The sequence below is a fragment of the Janthinobacterium sp. HH102 genome (assembly GCF_001758625.2).
GTDB lineage: Bacteria > Pseudomonadota > Gammaproteobacteria > Burkholderiales > Burkholderiaceae_D > Janthinobacterium.
In genome coordinates, this window is the sequence record NZ_CP062062.1 from 4,623,827 (window position 1) to 4,647,509 (window position 23,683).

Here is a 23,683-nt window from a genome sequence, read left to right on the forward strand (position 1 = left end):
GGCGCTCTCCAGTCAGTGTCGTGAATCATTGAACCCAGCGGCTGTCGCTGGTGTCGTCGAACGCGCGCAAGCCGCGGTTCGACAGCGTGTGTTCGCCGCCCGGCGCCGCGTCCGGGTCGAAGCGTGTGCTCGCCTGCAATGAAAACTCTTCGCCATTGCCAAGGACGACACGGTAGCGGGGCGTGCCGTCCTGATGCGCGATCAGGATGCGGCCGAATTCGTCGGTCAAGCCGCGTTCGACTTCGGCTTCCCCGTTGTACAGCGTGTACGGCACATTGGCGTACTGGCCGCCATCCGCATGGGCCTGTATCGTATGCTGCAATTGCCCCGCTACCGGCGCGACGGGCGGTTCCAGCTCCGGCTGCGGCCGGTTCTTTGGCGCCAAGGTTTCCAGGTTTCCATGGAACAGCGTCGGCGACGCAGTAAAAAACTGTACCTTGTCGCTAATTTCAAGCATGCAATTGGCGCCATGCAGACGCACGCCTTTGCGGCCGCGAATATGCACCCAGTCGGTCTGACTGATCAATTCCAGCACCTTGTGAGCAACGATATCGACCGCATCGGTTTGCGCCGCGATCTGCACCGGGCCGGCTGCGGCGATCAGTTTCATGCCCGCCTTGTGGACGAACAGGCGGAACGCCGCGCCGATGCTGGCGAACAGGCCGCCGCCGGCCGCCAGCGACAGGTCGCGCCCGGTCGTCAGCGCCGTGTGCTCGGCGCTGGCGATATGCGTCGATTGCGCGCTCGTCGTTTCGATACCGGCCGGACTGGCCAGCACCAGATGCGGCTTGGATAGTTCGGGAAATGCGCTTTCGCCACTGCCGGCACCGCCCTTGATCCCGGCATGCTGGTCATTGAGCACATCGGCGGCGGCGCCCTGCTGGGCGGCGCTTTCTTGCGCCCCGTAATGCTGCGCCAGGGCGGCAAGCGCCTTGTGCCGTTCAGCAGCCTCGGCCAGCCGACGCAAGGTTTCATCCATGCTCTTGATATGCGAGGCGGCGCCATGGCGCGCTTCGGTGGTCAGCAACATGCCGCGGCCGGCGCGCGCCACGCCCCAGGCGTCTGACGCCAGTTCCCAGCCCTCGCCACGCGCATCCTTGCGCCCGCTGGCGTCTTCGATGCGGCTGATGCAGCCGAGCGACAATTGGCTGTGCTGATGATCGCTTTTCAGTTGCGCCTGGATGCGCTGGTGCGTATCGTCGAGCACCAACTGATTACCGCGCACGCCGCAGCCGCCGCCAGGCATCAGCTCGGCGCTGCGCCAGCCGCCCAGCATGCGTTGCCCCGGCAAATTCCACGGCGGCGCATGGTTGCCGTTGTACACTGCGCCGACGATGACGGGACGGTCGATATTGCCGTCGAGAAATTGGATCAGCACTTCCTGGCCGATGCGCGGCAACGCGATCTGGCCGAACGCCTGGCCCGCCCATGGCGTCATGACCCGGATCCATGGCGAACTGCCCGCGTCGAACTTGCTCAGCCGGTCCCAGTGGAATTGCACCTTCACCCGGCCCAGCCCGTCGGTATGGATGGTTTCGCCTGCCGGCCCGGTGACGATCGCCGTCTGCACCCCGGGCAACGCGCAAGGCGTGCTGTTGAAGTGCCGCCCCGGATACCAGCGGATGCTCTTGCGGATGCAGTTAAACCGGTTTTCATAATGCGACTTCGCGCCCGTGCCTGCCTGGTAATTGTTGCTGGCGATATGATCGACCGACAGGATCAGGTATTCGCGCGCGCCGATGTCCGGGCGCGCCGCCTCACCTCTGGCCGGCATGGCTTGCTGGGCGCTGAAGTGTCCGCCCAGCGTGAAACTGCGCCCGGCCTGGGCGCAGCGGTGATTGCCGCCAGCTTCGAAGTATTGCGCCTGGCAGTTCTGTTCCTCCAGGCGGCGTTGCACCAGCGCTTCGCCGTCGCCCATGCCGGCATAGCCATAGCCGGTGTTTTGATACAGTTCATGGGCAAACACGTCGCCCTGCTGGTGCAGCGCATAGCCGCTGGCGCGGCTGGCATACGGATGCTTGTAGTTGAAGCTGGCCAGCGTGAGCGAGCCTGAAGCGATCTTGCGTATTGCCTGCCAATCGCGTATGCCGTCGCGCTCCAGCGAGCCCGCGCCGCTGCGATACACCATCTCGTCGGCTTCGCTGGCATGGCCGTCGCCAGGATCGATGCTGTCGCTCAGCCAGGTATTGTCGCCCAGACACAGCGTATGACCGTCGGCGCGATGTTCATACCAGTAATGGATACCCTGGTCTTCCCAGCGCCGGTGCAGATGGTTGTAATCGGTTTCATTATGCTGGTTGGCGCAGCTTAAAATTGCTTTTTCCTCATGCAGCCGGTTTTGCCAGTCGCGCTGCACATAATGATCGAAGGTCGTTTCGCTGATGTCGATGACCGTGCGTTCGTGGAACGAGACGTTGTCCATGCGCAGCCTGGACAACGCCAGCCAGGGTTGCAGCACCATCTGGTAGAACGCGAAACCGCCATCGCTGCGCAACAGGCGAAATTCGCCGACATAACCATTAAAATAGCGCAAGCTGCCATCATCGCGCACCAGCGAAATCGTGACCATGCGTCCCATCATCGCCGTCAGGGGGACGTGGAGATTATCGGACAGCAGTTCGACGTCGAAGCGGAAGTCGCGCGACATTTCCTCGTGTGCCCGCAAGCTGTTGACCAGCAGCGCGGTATCGGGCGGACCGTCCTCGCGCGGAAAATCCATGCGCAGCAAGCGGCTGTCCTGGACTCGCCTGTCCGCCCCGAAAAGCCGCGCCAGATCGGCTGCCAGCTCGCCATCATCCATGTTGCCTCCATCCCATAGTTTCCCTGGTCCATGCTAACCATGGTGGACGCTGGCATATTGATGGAACTCAAACCAGTTGCCCATACGCAAAAAAGCCGCATCGGCCCTGGGGCGGATGCGGCTTTGTTCCAGCGCTTGCTAAAACTGATTACTTCGCGGCTTTGGCAGCTTTCGGATACTTGATGGTCATTTCCTGCAGCAAGTTATCCGCGTGGTCCACTTCCTTCATCACCCACAGCATGTAGCGTATGTCGAGGTGGATGGCGCGCGTGATGGCCGTGTCGAAGTACCAGTCCTTGGTGATCGATTCATACGTCGAATCGAAGTTCAGGCCGATCAGTTCGCCGCGCTTGTTCATCACGGCCGAGCCGGAATTGCCGCCCGTGGTGTCCGCGCTGGTGAGGAAGTTGACCGGCACGGTACCCAGCACCGGGTCGCGGAACTGGCCGTAGCGTTTTTGCTTGACGGCGTCGATCAAGCCTTGCGGCGCTTCGAACGGGGCCTTGCCCGTGACTTTCTCGACGATGCCTTCCACGGTCGTGAACGGCCCCTTGGTGATGCCGTCGCGCGGCGAGTACGGCGAGACCGTGCCGTAGGTCACGCGCAGGGTCGAGTTGGCGTCAGGATAGACCGGCTTGCCTTGCGATTTCTTCCACGCAATCACGGCTTGCATGTATTGCGGAATCACGCGTTCCAGGTTGCCGTCGATTTCCTTGCGGCGCTCTTCCAGCGCCAGTTCCACCGGATACAGCTTGACGGCCAGCTGCATGAAAGCGTCGTCGGACTGGGCAACGGCAGCCTGGTCCTTGTCCAGCCAGGCCAGGCGCTTGGCCGTGTCAGCCAGTTGCGTCTGCTGGTACAGGGCCGCCACGGCCGCTGGGGCCGGCAGCAGCGCGTCCAGGCCTTGCGGATGGCTCTTCGCCGCCAGCTGGGCGTAACGTTTCAGGCCCGCTTCAAAGCGCGCCTGGTCGACCTTGTTGACGTACGACTGTTCCAAACGGGCCAGACGGGCCTTGATGAAGGCCAGGTCGCGCTGCTGGAAGCCCGATTCGCGCTCGGCGTCCGGCTTCTGGCGCTCTTGCGACAGACGGTAGACGGTGCGCGCGCTTTTCAGCAGGTCGCTGTTGGTGGCCACCGTCCAGGCGAACTCCTCTTCGCTCAGGGCCATGTCGCTGGCGATCGCCGCGTCCAGTTCGGCCAGCAGGGTGGCCGACACGTTCGGCTGTTTCGCGTACCAGGCGCGGAACTCGGCATCCTGCCCATCCTTGATGGCGGCGATGTCCTTGCGGGCGAAACCGTCGAGCAAGCCCTGGGTTTTCTTCAGCACGTTGTTGATGCTTTTCACCACGCTCGCGTAGCGCACGGCGGCGGCCGCATCGCCCTGCGTGGCGGCGGCCATCACGGCCAGGTCGGCTTGCAGTTCGGATACTTTCAGGGGGAAGGCCGTATCGCGCGCGAAGCGGATTTCCGCCGGCAGCTTGTAGCGGCTGGTGCGGCCAGGGTAGCCCGCCAGCAAGATGCCGTCGCCGGCCTTCAAGCCTTCGGCCGAGACCACCAGGAAGTCCTTCGACTTGTAGGGAACGTTGTCGGGCGACGGGTCGGCCGGACGGCCATCCTTGCCCACGTAGGCACGCAGGAACGAGTAGTCGCCCGTGTGGCGCGGCCATTCGTAGTTGTCGGTGTCGCCGCCGAAGTTGCCGATCTTGTCCGATGGCGCATACACGAGGCGCACGTCGCGTATCATCATCTGGCGGATGCGGTAGTACTCGAGGCCGCGGTGGAAGGCGGGCACGGAGCAGCGGTACATCTTGTCCGTCTCGCATTCGGCGATCAGGTCCTTGATGCGCTTTTCCACGGCTTCGTGGCGCGCGCGGCCGCTCATGTTGGCCGTCAAGCCTTTCAGCACGCGCTCGCTGACGTTTTCCACCTTGTCCGTCACATACACGAGGCTGTTCGGACCGCCCGGCAGCTCGCTAGCGCGCGTCTTGGCCAGAAAGCCGTCGGTGATGTAATTGTGTTCCGGCGTGGAATTGCGCTGCACGGCGCCGTAGGCGCAATGGTGGTTCGTCACCACCAGGCCCGCGTCGGAGACGAAAGCGGCCGAGCAGCCGCCCAGCGACACGATGGCGCTCATCGGATGCTTGCTCAGGTCGGCGAGTTTTTCTGCAGGAATGTCGATGCCGACCCGTTTGAGCTCGGCTTTCAGCTGTGGCAGCTGGTGTGGTTGCCACTGCCCTTCGTCGGCGTGTGCGCCGGCGAACGCGCCCAACAAGGCGACTGGTAAAACGATTGTTTTGAACAAGATATGCCCCTCCGTAAATAGCAGGCGAAAGTATAGCCTGTCCAAGGGACCTGAGTCGGCAAAAATTAACCCATTGCAATTTCTGTATCAGGCGGCTGGCTGCCTCACTCCCTGCAGGGGAATCTGCAGGGCCAGGCGGCAGCCGGCGCCCGACGCCGGCAAGCCCACCTCGAAGTGCCCGCCCAGCGCCGTCACCCGCTCGGCAATGCCGATCAGGCCAAAACACTGTTTCTTGCGCTGCTGCTGCGGCGTGATGCCGATGCCGTTGTCGCTGATGGTCACGTACACGGCGCAGGCATCCGAACTGAGCTCGATCTCGACCTGGCTGGCCTGGGCATGGCGCATGACATTGCTGAGCGCTTCCTGCACGATGCGGAACAGCACGATCTCAGCCTGGCTGCCGATGGCGGCAAACAGCGCCTCGTCGCGTATCAGCAGGCGGCAGGCGACGCCGCTGCGCTTGCGGAAGTCGCCCACCTGCCATTCGATGGCGGCCTGCAAGCCCAGGTCCAGCGCCATCGGGCGCAGTTCGTTGATGATGCCGCGCACGCTCTTGATGGTCGTGTCGACGTTGCTGAGCACGGCGCCGACGCGGCCGTGCAAGCGCGGATGGGAACCCTCGGTGCGGGCGCTGAGCATGGAGATATCGATGCGCAGCGCCAGCAGGTTTTGCCCCAGTTCATCGTGGATATCGCGCGAAATGCGCTTGCGCTCGTCTTCCTTGGCCGTTTCCAGGTGCAGGGCAAGCTGGCGCAGCTGCGCGTGCGACTGGCGCAAGGCGCCATCCATCAGCTTGCGTTCCGTAATGTCCGTGTGCGCCACCACCACGCGCAACGGCCCTTCGCCGAGGAAACGGCTGATCCTGGCCTGCGACCAGCGGGGCCCCGAGCGCGTGGCAAACTCGTATTCGAGCGCAAACGTGTCGGCAGTGCCGGCAATGACGGAGCGGATGCCGGCGGCCAGCTCGCGTCCGGCGCTGCGCTGCCAGCGCGGGTCGGTCTCGCAAAATTCCAGGTACTGCAGCGGCGGCTGCTTTTGCCCGACGAAGGCCAGGCAAGCCTGGTTCGCATGCACGACGCTGCCCGCCTGGTCCAGCACCAGCACGCGGTCCGTCAGCGAATCGATGGTGGCGTGAAAGAAGCGCTCGGCATCGCGCAAGGCTTCCTGCGCCCGCTCGCGCTGGTGCACTTCCAGCTGCAGGTGCTGGTTGGCCCGCAGCAGTTCGGCCGTGCGGTCGATGACCCGCTGGTCCAGCTCGCGGTGCAGTTCGCGCAGGTCCGCCTCGGCCAGCTTGCGTTCGGTGATATCGGAAAACACGCCGACAAAATGGCTGATGGCGCCATCGGCCGTGCGCATGGGCGTGATCGACAGCGATTCGACGAAGCGCTCGCCATTCTTGCGCCGGTTCACCAGTTCGCCATACCAGCTGCCTTCCTCGTGCAGGCTGCGCCACATGGTTTCATAGAAATGCGGCAAATGCGTGCCGCCGCCGAGGAAGGACGGATCGCGTCCGATGGCTTCCTCGGCCTGGTAGCCGGTGATGGTGGTGAAGGCGGGGTTGACGGAAATGATGCGGTTGGCGCTGTCCGTCACCAGCACGCCTTCGCGGATACTGTCGAGGATGACGAAGGCGCGCCGCAAGGCCGATTCGCGCGCATGCTCATCGCCCAGGTCCGTCACCAGCATGCGCGCCGTGGCGCTGTCCGCGTCGAAATTAGCTTCGATGCGCACCATGCCGCCCATGCCGCCCGCCTCGCCTTCGAACAGTTGCGCCTCGAGCACCTGGCGCGCGCCGCAGGTAAAGACGGTGTCGAGGAAGCGGCGGAAGCCGCCCTGCGCCTGGGGCGCGACGAATTGCTCGAAGCGCCGCCCCAGCAGCTGGTTCTTGTCGCGCTGCAGCAAGCCGCAGGCGGCCACGTTGACACGCGTGATCACGCCCTCGCGCGCCAGCGAGAAGTAGCTGACGGGCGCCTGTTCATACAGCTGCGCATAACGGTCGCGGCTGCTTTCATATTCATTCTTCAGCTGCTCGAGCTCGGCCAGGGCCGCGTTCTGCATTTCCAGCTCGATCTGGCTGACCTGCAACTCATGCAGCTGGCGTATCACCTCTTCATTCGACTGCGGCACGGGCTGACGCTGCTGCGCCGCCAGTTGTTCGGCCTGCTCCCGCAATCGGGCCGGCACGCTCTCCTCGTCGAATGGTTCGTTCATGAGGCGCTCTCCCCTGCTTTCCCGTCTGCCGCGACGCCGGACTGGATCTGGCGCAGCTGGGCTTCCAGCAGCTTCGATTCCGTGATGTTGATGAAGGTCACGACCACGCCATCGATCACGTTTTCGATCGTGCGGTACGGCATGATGCGCACGTTGTACCAGCGCCCGTTCTTGGTCGGTACTTGCCGTTCGCAAAACACCAGGCTGCGGATCACTTCGAGCGCATCGTCTTCCAGGCCCGGATAATCGAGGTCGTTGACGATGTCGCTGAGCGGGCGGCGCAAGTCCGTCTGGATCAATTTGTAGATTTGCGTGGCCGGCGCCGTGAAGCGGCGGATGCGCAAATCGCTGTCGAGGAAGATGGTGGCGATATCGGTGCTGTTGAGCAAGTTTTTCATGTCGCTATTGACGAGCGACAAATCATCGACTTTCGATTGCAGCTCGGCATTGACCGTGTACAACTCCTCGTTGAGCGACTGCATCTCTTCCTTCGAGGTGGTCAATTCCTCGTTCGTCGACTGCAGCTCTTCATTGGTCGACTGCAATTCTTCGTTGGCCGATTTCAATTCCTCGCGCGAGGTCTGCATCTCGTCGCGCACGGCCTGGATTTCATTGCGCGCCTGCGCCAGCTGCTGTTCCAGCTCCAGCACCTTGGGGTTAGGCGAACGGCCGCGCCGCGCCTCGGCCACCAGAGGCGCACTGGAAAACGTGACAAACACCATGCCGCGCAGGGATTCGGGCTGGCTCAGGGCTTCGGCGCTCAGATCCACGCCCAGCGATTGCCCCAGGTGGTCCTTGACGACCAGGCCCTTCAGGCGTACCACGCTTTCGCTTTGCAGCGCCTGCTTGATCAGGCTGGCCAGCTCGTAACGCAAGCCTTCGCGCGCCATGGCATGGATATTCCAGTTGGCCTTGCCGGCCGCCGGTTCGAGAAAGGCGCCCGTGCGGCCGTTGATGTACAGGATGTCGCCATCCTGGTTCAGCAGCGCGGCGGCCGGCGAATATTTCTGGAGCAATAATTGCTCGACATGGGCTTGAATCTTTCCAGTCATGCTGACTTCTCTCGTGTCGCTAGGTGTGGGGGGGGATGCCAACGATACCTTGGTGGGAAAATACGTGGGCAGGCGCTGGCGCGCCAGATTGTCGAGGCGGCGGTACAGCCGGGTCGACGTGGTCAGCGGCGAAAACAGCTCGGAAAAATGACCGGGCGTATCGGCGCTGCCCAGCAGTAAAATCCCATCGCGGTTCAAGGCGTAATGAAACAGGGGAATGAGGCGCTGCTGCAGCTTGGCATTCAGATAGATCAACAGGTTGCGGCAGCACAGGATGTCGAGCTTGGTGAACGGCGGGTCCGAAATGATGTTTTGCTGGGCGAAGATGATCGTGTTGCGGATCTCTTTCTTCACATGGTAGCCGTGCTTGTCATTGACAAAGAAACGCTCCAGCCGCTCGGCAGATACGTCGCTGATGATGCTGTGCGGAAAGCGCCCCTGGCGCGCGCGGTCGATGGCATCGGCCGACAGATCGGTGGCGAAGATCTGCAGGCTGTATTTCGACGGCGGGTTGATGCCGGCCACCACTTCATGGAACACCATGGCCAGCGAATACGCTTCCTCGCCCGTGGAACAGGCGGGCACCCAGGCCTTGAAGGCGCGCCCGTCCGGGTGGGCCGCCAGCATTTGCGGCACGACCACCATCTTCAGGTATTCCCACACTTTCGGATCGCGGAAAAAGCTCGTCACGCCGATCAACAATTCCTTGAACAGCAAGTCGATTTCCGCGGGATTCTCGCGCAGGTAGGGAACGTACTCTTCCATCGACGTCATTTGGTACAAACTCATGCGCCGTTCGATGCGCCGCAATACCGTATTGATCTTGTAGTCGGTAAAACTGTTGCCCGTGTGCTCGGACAGCAGGGCGACGATTTCCTGCAGCGAATTGCGGCCGTTCGGCTCATGCCCCGGCAAGCTGAGGAAACTGCTGCGGAACAGATAGGTGATGATCTTGTCAGGCATCTTGTCGGGGAAATCGACGAGGTCCACCACTTCGGCGGCAATCGCGCTTTGCGGCATCATGTCGAACTTGGCCGTATCGGGATGCTGGGCCAGGGTCAGGCCGCCCGCCTGCTTGATCGCCTGCAGGCCGCGCGTGCCGTCGCTGCCCATGCCGGAAAAAATCACGCCGACGGCCAGTTCGCCCAGCTCGCTGGCCAGGCTTTCGAAAAAGGTATTGATGGGCAGGCGGTGTCCGCGCAGCTGCACCGGCTCGCTGAGCACGAAACGGCCCTTGGCCAGGCCCAGGTCGGCATTCGACGGGATCACATAGATATGATTGGGCCGCAACTCCGCCTGGTGCGTGATTTCCGTGACGGGAATGCTGGTGGCGCGCTGCAACAATTCCGGCAGCATGGCCTTTTGCGTGGGATCGAGGTGCTGGATCACCACATAGGCAATGCCGCTTTCCTGCGGCACGTTCGCCAGAAAAGCGACGATGGGATCGAGCCCGCCGGCGGAAGCGCCGATGGCCACCACGGGAAAAACGATGGTGGCCACGTCGGGAACGGACATATTACTGTGTTTGCTGCGTGTCATCGTCTGCAAGAAAGCAGCCACGGCGGGGCCGTCAGGCTGGGAATTGATAATCTTGCATTCTAGCACTCAAGATGCGCAGGAAAACGCGAATTTGGCGCAGGGGTTTTCGCCTGCGCCAGCCTGCCCCTGATCGCCCCCTTACTGCGTCTGCGGCGCATGCCAGCCGCCTCCCAGCGACTGGATCAGGGCCACGGCCGTCGTCTGGCGGTCCGCCTGGGCCTGCACCAGCGAACGGCGCGCCGACAGGGCCGTTACCTGCGCCGTCACCACGTCCGTGTAGCCGACCTGGCCCGCGTTGTAGCGGTTCAGCATCTGCTGTTCGACCTGGTCGGCGGCCGACGACGCCTGCTGGCGCAAGGCCAATTGCTCGGCCAGCGCGCGCGTGGCCGACAACTGGTCTTCCACGGCGCCAAAGGCACTCAATACCGTCTGGCGGTAGCGCGCCACAGCCGCCTCATGGCCCGCCTTGGCAGCATCGACGCTGGCCGTGGTGGCGCCCGCGTTGAACAGCGTTTGCGCGGCCGACACGCCCAACGACCACAAGCTGCTTGAAGCGTTGAACAGGTCGCCCACCTTGCTGGCGCCGGAACCGTAGGAACCCGTCAGGTTCAGGCTCGGATAGTAGGCCGAGCGGGCGATGCCGATCTGCTCGTTGGCCACGGCCACCCTGCGCTCGGCGGCGGCGATGTCGGGACGGCGCTGCAGCAGGGTCGATGGCACGCCCAGCGGCACCTCGGGCACGGTCAGGGTCCACGGCGCCGCGGCCAGACTGAAGTCGGACGGTGCGCGGCCCAGCAGGATGGCGATCGCGTGTTCGAGCTGGGCGCGGGCGCGCGTCTGACTCGACAGGTCGATCTGCGCATTGGCCAGCTGCGTCTGCGCCTGCAGCAGGTCGGACTTGGCGGCGATGCCCGAGTTAAAACGGTTGCCGGTGATCTCGAGCACGCGCTTGTAGCCATCGATGGTGGCGTTCAGCAGCGCGATCTGCGCATCGCTCTGGCGCAGCGAAAAGTAATTGGTGGCCAGCTCGCCCTGCGCCGACAGACGCGCGGCGGCCAGGTCGGCCGCACTGGCGGCCGCGCTGGCATCGGCGCCCGTCACGCCGGCGCGCAGCTTGCCCCACACGTCCGGCTCCCACGAGGCGCCGATGGCGGCCTTGAAGTTGTTGTTCGTCTGCTGCTCGCCCCCGCCACCGGAACGGGCGCCGCTGCCCGTCAGGTTCACGGTGGGGAACAGCGAGGCGCGCTGTTCGCGCACCAGCGCGCGCGCCTGCTCGTACGAAGCGATGGCGGCCGCCACGTTCTGGTTCGAGATGTCGATGCCTTCGGCCAGCTGGTTCAATTGCGCGTCGCCGAACAGGGTCCACCAGGGACCGCGCTCCAGGGTGTCGGCCGGCGCGGCCGGTTGCCAGCCGGCCGCCTCCTTGAACGTTTGCGGCGCGGCGGCCGTCGGCGTTTCATACGCGGGGCTGACGGCACAGCCGGCAAGGAGAACTGCCGCGGCCAAAGCCAGCAGGCGGCGTGCGGGGACGGCGGAGGAAATAGGTTTTACTTGCTTCATGATTGTGTGCTCGGGTTATCTGGCCCAGGAATGCGGCTCAATTGCTGCTCGTCGGCGCTGCGCGTGCGCAGCTTGTCGAGCAGGATGTAGACCACCGGGGTGGTCAGCAATGTGAGTAACTGGCTGGCGATCAGGCCGCCGATGATGGCGACCCCCAAGGGCTGGCGTAGCTCCGACCCCTCGCCGAAACCGATCGCCAGCGGCAAGGCGCCAAGCGCCGCCGCCAGGGTGGTCATCAGAATGGGGCGAAAACGCAGCAAACATGCCTCGCGCACCGCCTCCACTGCACTCAAGCCGCGCGAACGCTCGGCCTCCAGCGCGAAGTCGATGATCAATATAGCATTTTTCTTGACGATACCGATCAACAGGAACACGCCGATCAGGGCGATGATGGAAAACTCCATGCGGAACAGCAGCAAGGCCAGCACGGCGCCCACCCCCGCCGACGGCAAGGTCGACAGCACGGTGACGGGATGGATCAGGCTTTCGTACAGGATGCCCAGCACGATGTAGATGACCACGATGGCCGCCAGGATCAAGAGCGGCTGCTCCTTGTTGCTGTCCTGCGCGCTCTTGGCCGAGCCCTGGAAGCTGCCGCGCACGTTGACGGGCATGCCGATTTCCGACTCCGCCTGGGCCACGGCGGCCTGCCCGTCGCTGAGCGGATAGCCGTCGGCCAGGTTGAACGACACGGTGGTGGCCAGCTCGCCGCCCTGGTGGTTGATCGACGTCGCGGTCGCGCTTTCCGCAAAGCTGCTGAACGAGGACAGCGGCACCATGTGCGCCAGGGTCGTGGACAGGGCCGAGCCGCTGGACGGGTCGCGCGCCGCCGTCGTGTTCGACGTCGCCGCGCCCGTCGCCGCAGCGGTGGTGCTGGCCGTCGCCGTCGTGCTGGTGGCCGCGACGGCCGCCGCATTCGACGCCGGCACATACACGGAGCGCAGCGCTTCCGGGCTTTGCGCATAACGGGGCGCCACTTCCATGATCACGTGGTACTGGTTCAGCTCATCGTAGATGGTCGCCACCTGGCGCTGGCCGAAGCTGTTGTACAGCGCATTGTCGATATCCTTCACTTGCACGCCCAGCTGCGTGGCGCGGTCCTTGTCGATGGAAACAAAGGTTTCCACGCCGTTTTCCGCCTGGTCCGTGTCCACGTCGATCAGGGCCGGCTGCAGCTTCATCTGGTCGGCCAGCTTCGCCGCCCACTTCTTCAGGTCCGCCTGGTTGTCGCTGATCAGGGTGTACTGGTACGTGGAATTGCTCGAGCGCCCGCCCATGCGCAAATCCTGCACGGGGTTGAGGAACAGCGAAATGCCCGTCACCTTGGCCAGTTGCGGACGCAGGCGCGCGATCACGGCTTGCCCCTTGTCCGTGCGCTGCGAGGCCGGCTTCAAGTCGATGAACATGAAGCCGCCCCCTGCCCGTCCGCCGCCCGTAAACCCCACGACGGTGGCGACGGCCGGGTCGTCCTTGATGATGTTGACCAGCTGGCGCAACTTGCTCTGCATGGCCTGGAACGAGATGCTCTGGTCGGCGCGCATGCCGCCATTGATCTGGCCCGTATCCTGCTGCGGGAAAAAGCCCTTGGGCGCGGCCGCGAACAGGTACACATTCAGGCCGACGACGAAGACGAGGATGGTCATCACCAGCGCGGCGCTCGACAGCGCCCAGTCCAGGCAATGCTCGTAGACTTTCAGCATGCGCTCGAAACCCCGCTCGAACCAGCGCGCGACCCGGCCCGGCGGCTGGTGCTGCTGGCCGCTTTTCAGCAGCCAGGCGCACATCATCGGCGTGGTCGTGAGGGAGATGACGAGCGAAATCATCACGGCGGCCGACAGGGTGACGGCGAATTCGCGGAACAAGCGCCCCACCTGCCCGCCCATGAACAGCAGCGGGATGAAGACGGCCACCAGCGACAGACTGATCGACAGCACCGTAAAACCCACTTCGCGCGCGCCCAGCAGGGCCGCCTTGAAGCGGTCCATCCCCGCCTCGATGTGGCGCTGCGTGTTTTCCAGCACCACGATGGCGTCGTCGACGACGAAGCCCGTGGCCACCGTCAGCGCCATCAGGGACAGATTGTTCAGGCTAAAGCCCAGCATGTACATCACGCCGAAGGTGCCCAGCAGGGAAACGATGGTGGCCACGGCCGGGATGATGGTGGCGCGCACGCTGCGCAAAAAGGCGCTGACCACCAGCACGACGAGCACGATGGACAGGATCAAGGTGAATTCGATTTCGTGCAGCGACGAGCGGATGGAATTGGTGCTGTCGGACGCCACCTGCAGCTTGATGTCGCCCGGCAGCTGCGCCTGCAGTTGCGGCAGCAGCGCGCGCACGCCGTCCACCGTGGCGATGACGTTGGCGCCGGGCTGGCGCGTGATCAGCACGATGACGGCCGGGTCGCCATTGAACAGGCCCAGGGTATTGTTGTTCTCCACGCCGTCGACCACGTCGGCCACGTCGTCGAGGCGGATGGCGGCGCCGTCGCGCCAGGCCACGACCAGGCTGCGGTAGTCGTTTGCTGAGCGCCCGCCCGACGCCGTCGCCGCGCCCGAATAGATCTGCAGGCTGCGCTCGTCGCCGGAAATGGCTCCCTTGGGGCGGTTGGCGTTGCTGGCCTGGATGGCCGCCCGCACGTCCTCCATCGACAAGCTGTAGTGATTGAGCTGGTACGGCAGCAGTTCCACGCGCACGGCGGGCAGCGAACCGCCGCCCAGTTCCACGTCGCCCACGCCTTTGACTTGCGCCACCTTTTGCTGCACCAGGTTCGACACGGCATCGTAGATCTGGCCCGGCGTGCGCGTCTTCGACGTCAGCGCCAGGATGATCACGGGCGCGTCGGACGGATTGGCCTTGCGATAGGTGGGATTGCTGCGCAAGGTGGCCGGCAAGTCCACGCGCGCGGCGGCAATGGCCGCCTGCACTTCGCGCGCGGCCGAATCGATCTTGCGGTTCAAGTCGAACTGCAAATTGATGCGCGCCGAGCCCGTGCCCGACGACGACGTCATCTCGTTCACGCCCGAGATCACGCCCAGGCGCCGTTCCAGCGGCGTGGCCACCGACGTGGCCATGGTCGCGGGGCTGGCGCCGGGCAGGCTGGCGCTGACGGAAATGGTCGGATAATCGACCTGCGGCAGCGGCGAGACGGGCAGCACGAAGAAGGCGCCGATGCCCGCCAGCGCGATGCCGATGGTCAGCAGCACGGTGGCGATGGGGCGCTTGACGAACGGTTCGGACAGGTTCACGCGGCGCTCCCCGCACCCGGCTTATCGAGACTGACAGCGTTCTTCCCTTTGCCCGCGAAGCGCTGGCCCAGGCGGTCGAAGCCCAGGTAGATGACGGGTGTGGTGAACAAGGTCAGCACCTGGCTGACGATCAGGCCGCCGAAGATGGCCAGGCCCAGCGGACGGCGCAATTCGGCGCCCTCGCCCCAGCCCAGCATCAGCGGCACGGCCGCGAACAGGGCCGCCAGGGTCGTCATCAGGATGGGACGGAAACGCAGCAGCGCCGCCTGGTGGATGGCTTCCTGCGGACTTTTCCCCTCGTCGCGCTCGGCCTCGATGGCGAAGTCGATCATCATGATGGCGTTCTTCTTGACGATGCCGATCAGCAGGATGATGCCGATGATGCCGATCACGCCCAGGTCCTGCCCCGAGATCATCAGCGCCAGCAGGGCGCCCACGCCGGCCGACGGCAGGGTCGACAGGATCGTCAGCGGGTGGATGTAGCTTTCGTACAGCACGCCCAGCACGATGTACACGCAGACGACGGCGGCCAGAATGAGCCACAGCTGGTTCGACAGCGAGTTTTCATACGCGCCGGCCGCGCCGAGGAAGGTCAATGTCACCGATGGCGGCAAGGCGATGTCTTTCGCCGCCTGGCGGATGGCGTCGACGGCGCTGCCCAGCGCCACGCCTTGCGTCGTATCAAAGCCGAGCGTCGTGGCCGGATACTGCGCCACGTGCGTGATCTGCAGCGGCGCCTGTTTTTCGCTGACGCTGGCAAAGGCGGACAGCGGCGTCGACTTGCCGGAACCTGTGCGCACCTGCAGGTCCGACAGGTCGGCCGGCGTCGTGACGATGCCCGGCTGCGCTTCGAGAATCACGCGGTACTGGTTGGTTTCCGTGAAAATCGTCGAAATGATGCGCTGGCCGAAGGCGTTATATAAGGCGTCGTCGACGGTGGCCGTGGTCACCGACATGCGCGCGGCGCTGTCGCGGTCGATGGCGACCGTCACGGCGGCGCCCGTGGCGCCCGCATCCGTGACGACGTTGCGCAGCTGCGATTGCTCGCGCATGCGGGCGGCCAGCTTGCCGGCCCATTCGGTGACGGTGGCCGTATCGGCCCCTTCGAGCGAGACGCGGTACTGCGTCGGCCCCGATTCCGCATCGATGGTCAGATCCTGCGTCGGCTGCAGATACAGGGTCACGCCGGCCACCTTGGCCACGCGGTTGCGCAGGCGTTCCATGATCTCGTCCTGGCTGCCGCTGCGCGGACGCTTCAGGTTGATCAGCATGCTACCCGTGTGCAGCATGGTGTTGTTGGCCGCATCGACGCCGACGAGGGAACTCAAGGTATCGACAGCGGGGTCTTCCAGCAGCGCGCTGGCAGCCGCCTGCTGCAAGGTGGCCATGCGCTCGTACGAGACGGCTTGCGAGGTTTCGATGCGCGCCTGCAGCTGGCCCGTGTCCTGCGTGGGGAACAGGCCTTTCGGAATCGTGATGTACAGGATGACGGTCAGCAGCAAGGTGGCCAGGGCGACGAGCAGGGTCAGGCCCTGGCGCTTCAGCACCCACACGAGCGCATGGTCGTACTGCACGATCACGCGGTCGAGGAACGCCTGGATGCGCTGGCCCGTGGCGCTGATTTTTTCATCGGCGTGGCTTTTCAGCCAGCGCGCCGACATCATCGGCACCAGGGTGAGCGACACCACGGCGGAAATCAAGATGGTGATGGCCAGGGTCATGGCAAATTCGCGGAACAGCCGGCCCACCACGTCGCCCATGAACAGCAGGGGAATCAGCACGGCGATCAGGGACACCGTCAGCGAGATGATGGTAAAGCCGATCTGCGACGCGCCCTTCAATGCGGCGGCCATCGGCGTTTCGCCCTCCTCGATGTAGCGGGCGATGTTTTCGATCATGACGATGGCGTCATCGACGACAAAACCCGTGGCGATCGTCAGCGCCATCAGCGACAGGTTGTTCAGGCTATAGCCGAGCAAATACATGACGCCGCAGGCGCCGATCAGCGAAATCGGCACGGACAGGCTGGCGATCACCGTGGCGCGCAGGCTGTGCAGGAAGGCGAAGATCACCAGCACCACCAGCAGCACGGATAACAGCAGTTCCATTTCCACGTGCTCGACGGAAGCGCGGATGCCCGTCGTGCGGTCGCTCAGCACGTCGAGCTTCATGGCCGCCGGCAGGCTGGCCTGCAGGTCGGGCAGCAGGGCCTTGATGGCGTCGACCGTCTTGATGACGTTGGCGCCGGGCTGGCGCTGCACGTTCAGGATGATGGCCGGCTGCTTGCCCGACCAGGCACCGAGGCGCGTGTTTTCCGCGCTGTCGACGACGTTCGCCACGTCAGCCAGGCGCACGGGTGCGCCGTTTTTATAGGTGATGATCAGGCGCTTGTAGTCTTCCGCCGTCACCAGCTGGTCGTTGGCGTTGATGGTAAACGAACGCGTGGGGCCGTCGAAACTGCCCTTGGCGCTGTTGACGTTGGCCGCCGCGATGGCCGTGCGCAGGCTGTCGAGGCCCAGGCCGTACGAGGCCAGCAATTTGGTGTCGCCCTGGATGCGCACGGCGGGACGCTGGCCGCCCGACAGCGAGACGAGGCCCACGCCGTTGACCTGGCTGATCTTCAGCGCCAAACGCGTGTTGACGATGTTCTGCACCTGCGTCAGCGGCATCGTGTCCGACGTAATCGCCAGGGTCAGCACGGGCGCGTCGGCCGGGTTGATCTTCGCGTACACGGGCGGCGCCGGCAAGTCGGTCGGCAGCAGCGAGCCGCCCGCGTTGATGGCCGCCTGCACTTCCTGCTCGGCCACGTCCAGGGTCTGGCCCAGGGTAAATTGCAGGGTGATGAGGGAAACGCCGGCCGCGCTGGTGGAACTCATGCGCTGTAGACCCGACATCTGCCCGAACTGGCGCTCCAGCGGCGCCGTCACCGTCTGTCCCATGACTTCGGGACTGGCGCCCGGGTACAGGGTCTGCACCTGGATGGTGGGGAAGTCCACCTGCGGCAAGGCGGCCAGCGGCAGGAACTTGAAGCCGACCAGCCCCGCCAGCACGATGGCCAGCATCAGCAGCGCCGTGGCGACGGGGCGCTGGATGAACGGCGTCGATGGACTCATTGCGCTGCGCCCTTCGCCGGAGCGGTCGCCGGCGCACTGGCGGGAGCGGAGGCGGTGGCCGAAGCGCTGGCCGCGCCCTCAGCATGCTGGCGGCGGTGGCGGCGTTCGCCGTTCGCGCCGGCAGCACCTGCGCCGCCCATGGCCGGCTTGTCGCCCGCCAGCATGACCTTCGCGCCTTCCTTCAGGCGGTCGGCGCCTTCCGTAATGACTTGCTCTCCCGCTTCCAGGCCGGCGCGGATTTCCACCATGTCGGTGGTGGCCTGGCCCCGCGTGACCATGCGCACGGTGACGGTCTTGTCGGCCTTGAGCACATACACGAAGTCGCCGTTGTTACTGTGACGCAAAGCCGTGACGGGCACCAGCACGGCGCCCGTGATGTTGCCCAGTTCCAGACGCACGTTGACGAACTGGCTGGGGAACAAGGCCATCTTGTCGTTCGTGTAGCGGGCCTTGGCGCGCACGGTGCCCGTCTGCACGTCGACCTGGTTGTCGAGCGCCGTCAAGCTGCCCTTGTCCAGCGTATGCGTGCGCGTGCGGTCCAGCGCCAGCGCCGCCAGGGCCGAGCCGCCATTCAGGCGCTCCTGGATGGTCTGCACCTTATCCTGCGGCACGGAGAATTCCACGTCGATGGGCGAGAGCTGCGTCACCACCACCACGCCGCCCGTGTCGCTGGTGCTCACCAGGTTGCCGATATCGACCACCTTCAGGCCCGCACGGCCGCTGATCGGCGATACCACCTTGGTGTAGCCGAGGTTCAGCCTGGCCGTGCCTTCGGACGCGCGGTCCGTCATGACAGTGCCTTCCAGCTGCTTGACCAATGCGGCCTGCGTGTCGACGTCCTGGCGCGCGATGGAATCCTGGCCCAGCAGGGTTTGATAGCGTTTCAGGGTCAGGCGCGCGTTTTCCAGCTGCGCTTCATCGCGCTGGCGCTGGCCCGTGGCCTGCATCAGCGCCATCTCGAACTGGGCCGGATCGATCTGCGCCACCACCTGGCCCGCCTTGACCATGCCGCCTTCCTTGAATTTCAATTCCTTCAAAATGCCCGACACTTGCGGGCGCACCGTCACGGTGGATGCGGCCGTCACCGTGCCCAGCGCATCGAGCACCACGGGCAGGTCGGACTTGACGGCCGTGGCCACGCCGACGGTGGTCGAGGGAGCGCCGCGGCGTCCGCCAGGCCCGCCGGGTCCGCCCGGGCCACCGGGACCGCCGGCACCGCCCTGGGCGCTGGCGCCGGAATGGGTCAGATACCAGGCACCGCCCCCCAGCGCCGCCATCACGGCCAGCGCGATGACCGTGCCGACGATTTTCGAACGGCGGCTGCGCCGCGGGGTATGGGGTGTTGTCTGCGAATCCATCGCTTATCCTTGTAGTGGCCGCTGGCACGGCGATTCTGTGGCGCCGGCCGAGGTGGAACACACTCAGGCCGGACGACCGTTTTTCGGGGTTGTTTCGGTACACAGCCGGGGAGTCAAGAGCTGAAAATCAGCTGAAAAAACATCGCTCTCCAGCGTGAAACGACTCTAGCATAGTCATGTAACTGTTTCATTTCTACTTGAAACAATTACACACAGCCTGGCAGGCATGGGAGGACCAGGCGGGCCGGCAGGCGGGCCGACCCTGTGGGGTAACGGTGGAAAAATCAGGCTTGCGGGGCGTCATCGCCCGGCGTGCGCCAGACGCGGGCGACTCGCATGCAGATACAAACTCGCTACAAATCTCCCGCCAGCCGCCTTGACCCGGCGCCGCGCGGGGATCAAGTGGTCACAGACGGCGGCGATTCTTTACCTGAATTTACAAGGTCATGCCGAGGATGACATCCTGGTAGTCGGTGCGGCCGACGCGGAAGGTGCGCCGTCCCACCTGCGCAAAGCCGCAGCGCACATAGAACGCCAGCGCGTCGTGGTTTTCCGCGTACACGCCCAGCAGCACGCGCCCTGCCCCGCCGGCGCGCGCTTGGCTCAGCGCCGCCTGCATCAGGCGCTGGCCCACGCGCCGGCCCTGGAAGCGGTGCAGCAGGTAGATGCGCTTGATTTCCAGGTCGTCCGGACGCGGGTCCGCCACCGGCAGGCTGGCGGGACTGAGCACCAGATAACCGACGGGTGCGCCGCCGGGCATGGCCTCGGCCAGCCACAGGCGCATGGCCGGCAGCGCCAGCCAGTCGCGGTACAGCTGCGCGTCATGCTGGCGCTGGCAATGGGCGATGACGTCGGCGCCATCGAGGATGCCGGCGAACGCTTCCAGGAAGGTGGCCTGTCCCACCAGCGCCAGCGCCTGTTCATCGCCCTTGATGCAAGGGCGGATGGTGATACCCGTGGGTCCACTCATGTCGCTTGCCATAGTCTGCTCCTCAAGGAAAACAAGCCGGGCGAAGCCGGCTTGGAGATGTCATCTATATTGCCGTGTAAGGCCTGACCTTACTTGCCGCCCAGGGGCACCTCGCACAGGCAGTGCGTAAGCGCCATGAACGGTTTGCGCTCGCGCGTGATGCCCGACAGCCAGGAGAGGTCCTGCGCCATGCCCAGCGCCGCGTCGGCCGGCAAGCCCGTGCCGGCCAGGCCCAGTTTCACGTGTTCGCCCAGCCCCAGCGAGGCCATGGCCTTGGAACCGAACATGCCGATCAGGCGATCGACGTTCGACGTTTCCTGTTCCAGGTAGGTCACGCGGTAGTCGGCGCCCAGATTGGCCCGCTTGGCGGCCGAGGCCAGCGCATCGCCATAGCTGCCGATGCGGTCGACCAGGTTGCGCTCTTTCGCCTGCAAGCCCGTCCAGACGCGGCCCTGCGCCACTGCATCGATCTTTTCCGGTGTCGTCTTGCGCGCCTTGGCCGCCAGGTTCAGGAAGTCGCCATACACGTGGTTGATCGAACCCTGGATCACTTCGGCGAAGCGGGGATCGAGCGGGCGCAAGGGGTTGCCCGCGTCGGCCAGCCACGTGGTCGGCGAGCCGGCCGTGTGGATGCCCAGCTTTTCCACCACCTTGTCGGCCGTCGGCAGAATCGCGAACACGCCGATGGAGCCGGTGATGGTAGCCGCGTCGGCGATCACTTCATCGGACGAGGTGCTGATCCAGTAGCCGCCCGAAGCGGCCACGTTGCCCATCGAGACGACCACCGGCTTGCCGGCGGCGCGCGTCAGTTCCAGTTCGCGGCGGATCAGTTCCGAGCCGAAGGCGCTGCCGCCCGGCGAATCGACGCGCAGCACGACGGCCTTGATCGACTTGTCTTCGCGCGCCTGGCGGATCAGGCGCGAGGTGGACAGGCCGCCGATGGCGCCCGGCGGCGCGATGCCGTCGCCGATTTCGCCCGAGGCGATGACCACGCCGACGGCATCGCCGATGTGCACGGGGCGCAGACGCGCCAGGTAATCGGTGTAGTTCACCTGGCGGAAGTTCGTGCCTTCCGTGTTCTTGGCGCCGCGCGCCATCATGAACTGGCGCAGCTCATCGCGCGTTTTCAGGCCGTCGACCAGTTTTCCATTGAGCGACAGCTTGGCAATGTCGCCACCGGCAGCCGTCATCAAGGCTGGCAGGTTGTCGATCGTTTGCATGATCGCGCCGGCCGGCAGCTTGCGCGCCTTTTCCACGTCCGTCGTGTAGGTGGTCCACAGGCCGTTGTTCAGGTAGCGGTCCGCTTCAGCCGCCGCTTCGGACGGGCCGTTGGCGATGAAAGGCTCGGCCGCGCTTTTATACGTACCGACCTTCAGCAGGTTGACCGTCACGCCCACCTTGTCGAGCGCGTCGCGGTAGTAATTGCGGTAGCGGCCAAAGCCTTCCAGCATGACGCCGCCCATCGGGTGCAGGAACACCTCGTCGGCCTTGGCCGCCACCAGGTACTGGCGCTGGTTGTAGCTCGAACCCCAGGCCGTCACTTTCTTGCCCGTGGCGCGGAAACGCTCCACGCCGGCCGCCACTTCGCGCAGCGACGCCAGGCCGCCCCCCTGCAATTCGTCGAGCAGGATCACCATGGAACCGATGTTCTTGTCCTTGCCGGCCGTGTCGAGCACCGCCAGCACGTCGCGCAGCTGCACGCTTTTCTTGACTTCGCCGCTGACATTGGCCAGCACGGCTTCGCGCACGCCGCCCGGGGTTTCCTCGACCAGCGGGCCTTGCAAGTCGAGTACCAGGGTGGTCTTGTCCGCCAGGGGCTTGGCGCCGCCGCCAAAGATGGCGATCAGGATGGCGATGACGATCAGCAGGAAAATCAGGTTGATGACCGCGCGGCGGGTGGCGTCCAGCGCGCGCCAGAATGCGCCAAAGCCGCGGCGTAGCGGCGGGAAGGGGTTGAGTGACATCGATGCTCCGTGAGGTTATGTACCTAAAGGAAATCAATATAGCTGAAAATGGCCGCGATCGCCTTGGGATTCGTCTTATTTTGACAAGTATTGCGTGTCCTGGCCGCCCTGCCGTGGCGGCGTGGAAATGAGGAACAGGCCTGCGAGTACCAAGGCGCCGTTCAGGATCAGCAGTTCCAGGCCGATGCGGTAATGCTCGAACAGCCGCGCCTGCTCCCCTTCGATCAGCGCGCACAGCAGCGGCCCGGCCACGGCCACCAGCGGCACCCAGCGGTCGCGCACGCCACGCCGGCTCAGCAGGCCGAAGGCGAACAGGCCCAGCAGCGGACCATAGGTGTAGCTGGCCAGCTTCAGGATCACGCCTATCATGCTGGGGTCATCCAGCCATTTGAAGGCCATGATCAATATCAGGAACAGGGCGGCGAACCCCAGGTGCACACGGCGGCGCCAGCGCATCTGCGCGGCCGCGCTCAAGTCCGGCCTGCGCTGCACGCCCAAAATATCGATGCAAAAGGTGGACGTCAGCGCCGTCAATGCCCCATCCACGCTGGGAAACAGGGCGGAAATGAGGGCGATGAAAAAAATCAGCTGCACCACGGCGGGAAAGTGCCCCAGCACGACGGCGGGAAACAGTTTATCGCCTGTCGCGCTGACGCCGGCCAGCGGCGCATACAGGTGCAGCAAGCCGCCGAGGAAGAGGAACAGCAGCAGCACGCCCGTCAGCACCACGGTCAGGCTCAGCATGTTCTTTTGCGAGTCGCGCAAGGTGCGCACGGAAATGTTCTTTTGCATCATTTCCTGGTCCATGCCCGTCATGGCGATCGTGATGAACATGCCGGCAAGAATATGCTTCCACACATAAGCGGGGCTGTCCGGGTCGACGGTGAAGATGCGCGTGAACCCTTGCGCGCGCATGCGCTCCAGGCTGTCGACGAGGGACAGGTCCATCGCGCGCAGCAAAAACACGCTGCAGATGACGAGGCCGGCAAGCATGCACGCCGTTTGCAGGGTGTCGGTCCAGACGATGGTCTTCACGCCGCCCTCGTACGTGTACAGCAGGATCAGCAGCAGCACGACGCACGACGTCAGCCAGAACGGCACGCCCAGGCTGTCGAGTATGGTGGCTTGCAGGATATTGACCACCAGATACAGCCGCGCCGTGGCGCCCAGCAGGCGCGAGACGATGAAAAACGCCGCCCCGCTCTGGTAGGAGCGCCGGCCCAGGCGCAGTTCCAGGTAGCGGTAAATGGAAGTGAGCTGCAGCCGGTAATACAGCGGCAGCAAGATGAAGGTGATGGCCAGGTAGCCGAGCACATAGCCGATCATCAGCTGGATATAGCCGAAGCCGTTGCTGCCCACGGCGCCCGGCACGCTGATGAAGGTCACGCCCGTGAGCGTGGTGCCGACCATGCCGAAGGCCACCAGCATCCAGTTGCTGTCCTTGTTGCCGATGAAGAAACTCTCATTGGTGGCGTGGCGCGAGGTGCGCCATGCCACGCCCAGCAGGATCAAAAAATACGCGAGGACGACGGCAAACAGGATGAGGGGGGACATGGGCGATACGCT

11 protein-coding genes are annotated in these 23,683 nt (G+C 64.6%); all 11 read right to left on the minus strand.

The features are described from left to right. Positions 1–25: 25 nt before the first annotated feature. The 11 genes from tssI to JAB4_RS21125 all read right to left on the minus strand — a co-directional run bounded on the left by tssI (position 26) and on the right by JAB4_RS21125 (position 23,671). On the minus strand, positions 26–2,800 hold the full coding sequence (tssI, locus tag JAB4_RS21075; RefSeq protein WP_070224041.1) for a type VI secretion system Vgr family protein: 2,775 nt from the start codon (positions 2,798–2,800) through the stop codon (positions 26–28). Between the two features lie 148 nt (positions 2,801–2,948). Beyond that, positions 2,949–5,102 carry a S46 family peptidase gene (locus JAB4_RS21080; protein ID WP_070224043.1) on the minus strand — a complete coding sequence of 718 codons (2,154 nt, stop codon included), beginning with the start codon at positions 5,100–5,102 and terminating at the stop codon, positions 2,949–2,951. An 87-nt stretch (positions 5,103–5,189) separates the two neighbouring features. Further along, the gene (locus JAB4_RS21085) at positions 5,190–7,313 is read right to left on the minus strand and encodes a PAS domain S-box protein (protein ID WP_227742009.1); all 2,124 of its coding nucleotides are present in this window, start codon (positions 7,311–7,313) and stop codon (positions 5,190–5,192) included. Next, a complete protein-coding gene (locus JAB4_RS21090) occupies positions 7,310–9,904 on the minus strand; it encodes a chemotaxis protein CheB (protein WP_070224045.1) in 2,595 nt (864 codons plus the stop codon). Before JAB4_RS21090 ends, JAB4_RS21085 begins: the two co-directional genes overlap by 4 nt. Positions 9,905–10,042: 138 nt before the next feature. After that, complete coding sequence (locus JAB4_RS21095) at positions 10,043–11,464, minus strand: efflux transporter outer membrane subunit (protein WP_070224047.1); 1,422 nt, start codon at positions 11,462–11,464, stop codon at positions 10,043–10,045. Next, positions 11,461–14,712, minus strand: coding sequence for an efflux RND transporter permease subunit (locus tag JAB4_RS21100; RefSeq protein WP_070224048.1), 3,252 nt, complete (start codon positions 14,710–14,712; stop codon positions 11,461–11,463). The genes JAB4_RS21095 and JAB4_RS21100 overlap by 4 nt, the downstream gene beginning before the upstream one ends. After that, the gene (locus tag JAB4_RS21105; protein ID WP_070224050.1) at positions 14,709–17,825 is read right to left on the minus strand and encodes an efflux RND transporter permease subunit; all 3,117 of its coding nucleotides are present in this window, start codon (positions 17,823–17,825) and stop codon (positions 14,709–14,711) included. The genes JAB4_RS21100 and JAB4_RS21105 overlap by 4 nt, the downstream gene beginning before the upstream one ends. Continuing rightward, positions 17,822–19,183, minus strand: a complete 1,362-nt coding sequence (locus JAB4_RS21110; RefSeq protein WP_070224052.1) for an efflux RND transporter periplasmic adaptor subunit — start codon at positions 19,181–19,183, stop codon at positions 17,822–17,824. Before JAB4_RS21110 ends, JAB4_RS21105 begins: the two co-directional genes overlap by 4 nt. A 436-nt stretch (positions 19,184–19,619) precedes the next feature. After that, positions 19,620–20,153, minus strand: a complete 534-nt coding sequence (locus JAB4_RS21115) for a GNAT family N-acetyltransferase (protein WP_070224054.1) — start codon at positions 20,151–20,153, stop codon at positions 19,620–19,622. An 89-nt stretch (positions 20,154–20,242) separates the two neighbouring features. Next, complete coding sequence (gene sppA / locus JAB4_RS21120; protein ID WP_070224056.1) at positions 20,243–22,117, minus strand: signal peptide peptidase SppA; 1,875 nt, start codon at positions 22,115–22,117, stop codon at positions 20,243–20,245. A gap of 75 nt (positions 22,118–22,192) precedes the next feature. Then, positions 22,193–23,671 carry a sodium:solute symporter gene (locus tag JAB4_RS21125; protein ID WP_070224058.1) on the minus strand — a complete coding sequence of 493 codons (1,479 nt, stop codon included), beginning with the start codon at positions 23,669–23,671 and terminating at the stop codon, positions 22,193–22,195. Between the last annotated feature and the right edge of the window lie 12 nt (positions 23,672–23,683).

Bases quoted from the DNA above. Each gene is read 5' to 3' on its own strand.
- tssI (WP_070224041.1), bottom strand. From the start codon at position 2,800: ATGGATGATGGCGAGCTGGCAGCCGATCTGGCGCGGCTTTTCGGGGCG.
- JAB4_RS21085 (WP_227742009.1), bottom strand. From the start codon at position 7,313: ATGAACGAACCATTCGACGAGGAGAGCGTGCCGGCCCGATTGCGGGAG.
- JAB4_RS21090 (WP_070224045.1), bottom strand. From the start codon at position 9,904: ATGACACGCAGCAAACACAGTAATATGTCCGTTCCCGACGTGGCCACC.
- JAB4_RS21095 (WP_070224047.1), bottom strand. From the start codon at position 11,464: ATGAAGCAAGTAAAACCTATTTCCTCCGCCGTCCCCGCACGCCGCCTG.
- JAB4_RS21105 (WP_070224050.1), bottom strand. From the start codon at position 17,825: ATGAGTCCATCGACGCCGTTCATCCAGCGCCCCGTCGCCACGGCGCTG.
- JAB4_RS21110 (WP_070224052.1), bottom strand. From the start codon at position 19,183: ATGGATTCGCAGACAACACCCCATACCCCGCGGCGCAGCCGCCGTTCG.
- JAB4_RS21115 (WP_070224054.1), bottom strand. From the start codon at position 20,153: ATGAGTGGACCCACGGGTATCACCATCCGCCCTTGCATCAAGGGCGAT.
- sppA (WP_070224056.1), bottom strand. From the start codon at position 22,117: ATGTCACTCAACCCCTTCCCGCCGCTACGCCGCGGCTTTGGCGCATTC.
- JAB4_RS21125 (WP_070224058.1), bottom strand. From the start codon at position 23,671: ATGTCCCCCCTCATCCTGTTTGCCGTCGTCCTCGCGTATTTTTTGATC.